The sequence below is a fragment of the Achromobacter sp. DMS1 genome, from assembly GCF_001270295.1.
Genome location: NZ_LHSJ01000311.1, coordinates 1 through 4,564, shown reverse-complemented (window position 1 = coordinate 4,564; position 4,564 = coordinate 1). Strand labels below are relative to the sequence as shown.

Genomic DNA, 4,564 nt, shown 5'->3' with positions numbered 1-4,564 from the left:
CGGCATCCTGCTGTCGGCCACGGGCTTCGTCATCGGCCTGGCGGCGGCTGCGCGCCAAGGCCGCGCCGCGGCGTCCGCCCGGGCGGCGCGGCGCGTAGCGGACCGGGACGCCGCGCGCCGCAAAGAAAAGGCCTTGCCGCACGTTGCGGCAAGGCCTGCTTGCTATTGCTGCGCGAAGCGCCAGAACGGTTAGAACGGAATATCGTCGTCCATGTCGGCGAGATTCGCGCCGCTGCTGGCCGGAGCGGCCTGCGGGGCGGGGCGTTGCTGGGGCGCGGGACGCTGGGCCGGGGCGCGCTGCTGGCGCGGGGCGTCGTCGTAGCCGCCGCCATAACCGCCGCCTTCGCCGCCGCTGTCGCGCCCGCCCAGCATCTGCATCTGGTCAGCCACGATTTCGGTGCTGTAGCGGTCGGCGCCGGTGTCCTTATCCTGCCACTTGCGCGTTTTGAGGCGGCCTTCGATGTAGACCGACCGGCCCTTCTTCAGGTATTCGCCGGCGATTTCGGCCAGGCGGTTGTACATGACGACGCGATGCCATTCGGTTTCTTCGCGGCGCTCGCCCGTGGCCTTGTCCTTCCATTGGGAAGTGGTGGCGACGGACATGTTGCAGATTGCGGCCCCGTCGGGGCTGTAGCGGATTTCCGGGTCGCGGCCCAGATTGCCCACGAGGATGACTTTGTTAACCGATGCCATTGCCGATGTCCCTCTGTCGTTGACGGCCTCGCCTGCGCGTTGCCGCGGGCATGCCGGCAACAACGTCAAAGCGTTGTTGAAGACGGGCCTCATGAAACTCGCCGGTCACCATGACGATGACCGGCGAGCCTGTATGAAACCGCAGTATGGTTCGTATTATCGACGAAAAGCCGGCCGCGCGCCAACGCCATTGGTGACAAAAGCGTCCCGCATATTGCCGGCTTTTCGCCGCATCTGGGGGCGATTCCGCCGGAAACCGCACGCTTTCCGGGCGGCGGCCGCTCAGGACAGGGGCCGCAGCGCCCAGGTCACGGCCAGCCATAGCGCGGCCAACGCCGCCGCGCCGGCGAATACCGCATTGGCGCCGGCATGGGAGGCGAGCCAGCCGCCCAGCGCCCCGCCCGTGAACAGGCCGGCCGCCTGGGCGGTGTTGTAGAACCCCAGGGCCAGCCCCTTGTAGGCCGGCGGCGCCACGCGCGACACCAGCGAAGGCTGGAGCGCCTCCAGCACGTTGAAGGCCGCGAAGAAGGCGGTCAGCGCGATGGCCAGCGTGTAGAAGCCCTGGCTGGCCGCGGGCAGCAGCGCACAGACCGCCACCAGCCAGGCCACGGAAGCCCGCAGGGCGCCGCGGTGCGCGCGCCGCCTTTCCGCCATGAAAACCGCCGGCACCATCAGCACGAATGACACCAGAATAACGGGCAGGTAGACCTTCCACAGATCGCGGGCGTCCAGCGCGCCTGTGCGCGCAAGCAGCGCGGGCACGACCACGAAGAGCGACACCTGGATCAGGTGCAGCGCGAAGACGCCGAAGTTCAGGCGCAGCAGGTCGCGGTGGGCCGACACCAGCGGCACCGCGGGCGTGGGCCAGAAAAAGAGGGAGATCACATAGGTACAGACGACGATGATGAGAAACGAGGAATGCCCGCTGCGCATCACCTTGCGAAAGGGCTGCACCATCCGCACGTCGGCCTGCAGCGTCTTGAGCGAATTGAGCAAGGCGGTCATGAACGTGATGACCAGGAAGATGTTGAAGAGCTCCTTGGCGGCCACGAAGCTGGCCGAGAAAATGCCGATCAGGCCGCTGATGGGGTTGCCGGTAATGGCAAACACCACCAGAAACGTGCCGATCACCGACGGCACCACGACATTGGCGCGCAGAATCATCGTGAGAATGATCACGATCACGCTGAGCAGATAGACCCAATGCGCCACATTGAGTACGACGTCCGATTGCATGCGGTTCCCCTTGTATTGTGACATCCGAAATCGTCACATTGGTATACTATATTTCGTAGGGCGCTATACCAATCGAAATATGCATGCCCTAGGGAAAGCGATAAGCCTAAAAAACCCACGATTATTCAGGAGCTTGTCGGGGTTTACCCGGAAATTCCCTGACCTGTCGATAGCCGGACTGAATTTCTAGATAGACTATCGTATACATATGGAGACAAACCCATGCCGGCTCTCCCCCCTCCCGATCTCTGGCACTACGCCACCATGGCCGTGGTGGTGTTCGGCGCGGCCATCGCCCAGGGCGTGGGAGGCATCGGCTTCGCCATGTTCGCCGCGCCCGTGGCGGCGCTGTTCTTCCCCCAGCTCGCCCCCGGGCCGCTGCTCACGCTGGGCGGCTTCATCTCCCTGTTCAGCGCGCTGCGCGTGCGCGGCGCCATCCACTGGCCCTCGGTCAGCTACGCGCTGGCCGGCCGGGCCGTGGGCACGCTGCTCGCCATCTACGCCATGACGCGGTTCCCGCCCCAGGCGCTGGGCGCGCTGTTCGCGGTGCTGGTGCTGGCCGCCGTGGCGCTGAGCGCGGCCGGGCTGCGTTTCGAGGCCAGCCCGGCGCGCGTCTCGGGCGCGGGCGTGGCCTCGGGACTCATGGGCACCATGACCTCGGTGGGCGCGCCGCCATCGCCATCGTGCTGCAGCACGCCGCGCCGCCGCGCCTGCGGGCCACGCTGGGCATGGTGCTCTTCCTGGGATCGATTTTCTCGCTGTCCATGCTGGCGCTGGCCAACCGCTATACGGCGCATCACGCCGGACTGGCGCTCAGCCTGGCTCCCTTTCTGCTGGCCGGTTTCGCGGTCTCCAACCGGCTCCGCCACCGCCTGCCGCCGCACGCGGTGCGCGCCATCCTGCTTGCCGTGTGCGCGCTGAGCGCCATCGGGGTGCTTGTCAAAGCCTTCTGGGGCGCATGATGGGGCAAACACCCATCGGCGCTGCTACACCCGGTAATACAATGGAAACTGTATTCATTACGCCATGTCGCCCCCATGACCTCCGCCACCGATAGCCTGCATGCCGAGACGAAATCCGCGCCGCTCAAGATCGGCGAGCAGCATCCCCAGCTTTTCGCGGTCATCCGCGACAAGCTGCGCGAACGCATCCTGAGCGGCGAATTCACGCCGGGAGACCGCCTGGTCGAAGGGCGGCTCTCGGAAGAGATGGGCGTGTCGCGCATTCCCGTGCGGGCGCGCTGCGCGCGCTGGCCGCCGAGGGCCTGGTCACCATCGTGCAGCGCCGCGGCGCGTCGGTGTCGGTGCTGTCGGAAGCGGCCGCCTACGACATGGTGGAAGTGCGGGCCACGCTGGAGGGCCTGAACGCCAAGCTCGCGGCCCAGCGGCGCGACGAAAAGACAGTGGAGCGGCTGCAGGCCTTCCTGCGCGAGGGCACGCAGGCGGTCAGCAGCGGACAGCTCGACAAGTTCCAGGCGCTGAATTCCCAATTCCACGAAATGCTCGCCACCGTGGCCGGCAACGCGGTGCTGACCGACCTCATGCGTTCGCTGCGCGACCGCACGGCGCTGGTGTTCGCGCCGAGCAATATGCACCGCGCCCGGCAGAACTGGGACGAGCATGCGCAGATCCTGAACGCGGTCATCGCGGGCAACGGCGACCTGGCGGCCCTGCTGGCCAGCCAGCACGTGCACAACGCCGCCAAGGCTTACACCGAAGCCAAGCAGCAGTCGCAGTCGCGGGCGTCGGCCGCTTGATCCGGCGGCCGGCGATCGGCGGCTTGCCATCGAAAACCTTGCGGTAGGCGGCGTCGTGAGCGCGTGAGAACGCGTCGGGGTAGTTGCTTTCCGGGTATTCGGAGACACGACGCCGAACCAAATGCGTCCAGAGGCCGAAGCCACTCGGCCACCCACGGAGAACGTTGTTCAGCTCCTCGATCCAGGCCTTTTGCTCGGCTTCGGAGTAACCTTCGAAGGTGCGTCCGTCGATGCGCCAGGTCGACAGATATTCCCAATCACGAGTGGCAATGATGGATTCGGTGACATGGTGCGAAAATGGAACATACTTGCTGACTGCCGGCTCTTTAGCGGGCAGCGCCGGAGCGTGGTGGGTCATTGATTACGATCTCCCAGCTGCCGGCACCAACGCCGGCGCTTGCCGTATGGGGTGGGGGTCAGGGAAACGGCGCCCCAGTGCCGTTTGTTGGGTGCAAAGAGCTTGGTCTTTGCCCAGAGCTCCCAAATCCAGAACGCGCGATCGTCATTTCGGCTGAGCACAGCCACGACCGGGTACAGGACAGGTCCGAGCAGCCAGCCCCAGAGGGTGAACATGGCGACCGAGACGGTCAGGAAGACCAGGCCAACAAAGGCTCGGGTCGGAACGCCGCCCTTGATGGTGGCTATGCGGGTGGCTCCCTTGAACAGTGGGTACTGATTCGGTGGAACGCTCGACGCTGTGGCAGGCGTCTCGGGCGCGGCCCCACCGCGCTGGCGCGACGCCTTTTCAGGGGCGCTCATATTCAGAAGATCAGCTTGATGAGGCCGCCGGCGAGAGCGCCGGCAAACACAACGCCGCCAGCCCACTGGATCAGCTGGTCTTTGCGGATGACCTCCGCGGAGTAAGCGAGGCCCAGGGCG

At 66.0% G+C, this 4,564-nt stretch carries 2 protein-coding genes and 3 pseudogenes; 2 read left to right on the top strand and 3 right to left on the bottom strand.

The features are described from left to right. Positions 1 to 189 precede the first annotated feature (189 nt). Positions 190 to 693 carry a single-stranded DNA-binding protein gene (gene ssb / locus AD428_RS23195; protein ID WP_053246597.1) on the bottom strand — a complete coding sequence of 168 codons (504 nt, stop codon included), beginning with the start codon at positions 691 to 693 and terminating at the stop codon, positions 190 to 192. 282 nt (positions 694 to 975) lie between these two features. After that, positions 976 to 1,617, bottom strand: a pseudogene (locus tag AD428_RS27265) (MFS transporter); the annotation flags it as partial. A gap of 534 nt (positions 1,618 to 2,151) precedes the next feature. Here AD428_RS27265 and AD428_RS23185 point away from each other — a divergent pair. After that, positions 2,152 to 2,891, top strand: a pseudogene (locus tag AD428_RS23185) (sulfite exporter TauE/SafE family protein). 75 nt (positions 2,892 to 2,966) lie between these two features. Continuing rightward, positions 2,967 to 3,685 (top strand): annotated as a pseudogene (locus AD428_RS23180) (GntR family transcriptional regulator). A 354-nt stretch (positions 3,686 to 4,039) separates the two neighbouring features. Here AD428_RS23180 and AD428_RS23175 read toward each other — a convergent pair. Then, the gene (locus tag AD428_RS23175) at positions 4,040 to 4,444 is read right to left on the bottom strand and encodes a type IV secretion system protein VirB3 (RefSeq protein ID WP_053243771.1); all 405 of its coding nucleotides are present in this window, start codon (positions 4,442 to 4,444) and stop codon (positions 4,040 to 4,042) included. Positions 4,445 to 4,564: the final 120 nt, after the last annotated feature.

Bases quoted from the DNA above. Each gene is read 5' to 3' on its own strand.
- ssb (WP_053246597.1), bottom strand. From the start codon at position 693: ATGGCATCGGTTAACAAAGTCATCCTCGTGGGCAATCTGGGCCGCGAC.
- AD428_RS23175 (WP_053243771.1), bottom strand. From the start codon at position 4,444: ATGAGCGCCCCTGAAAAGGCGTCGCGCCAGCGCGGTGGGGCCGCGCCC.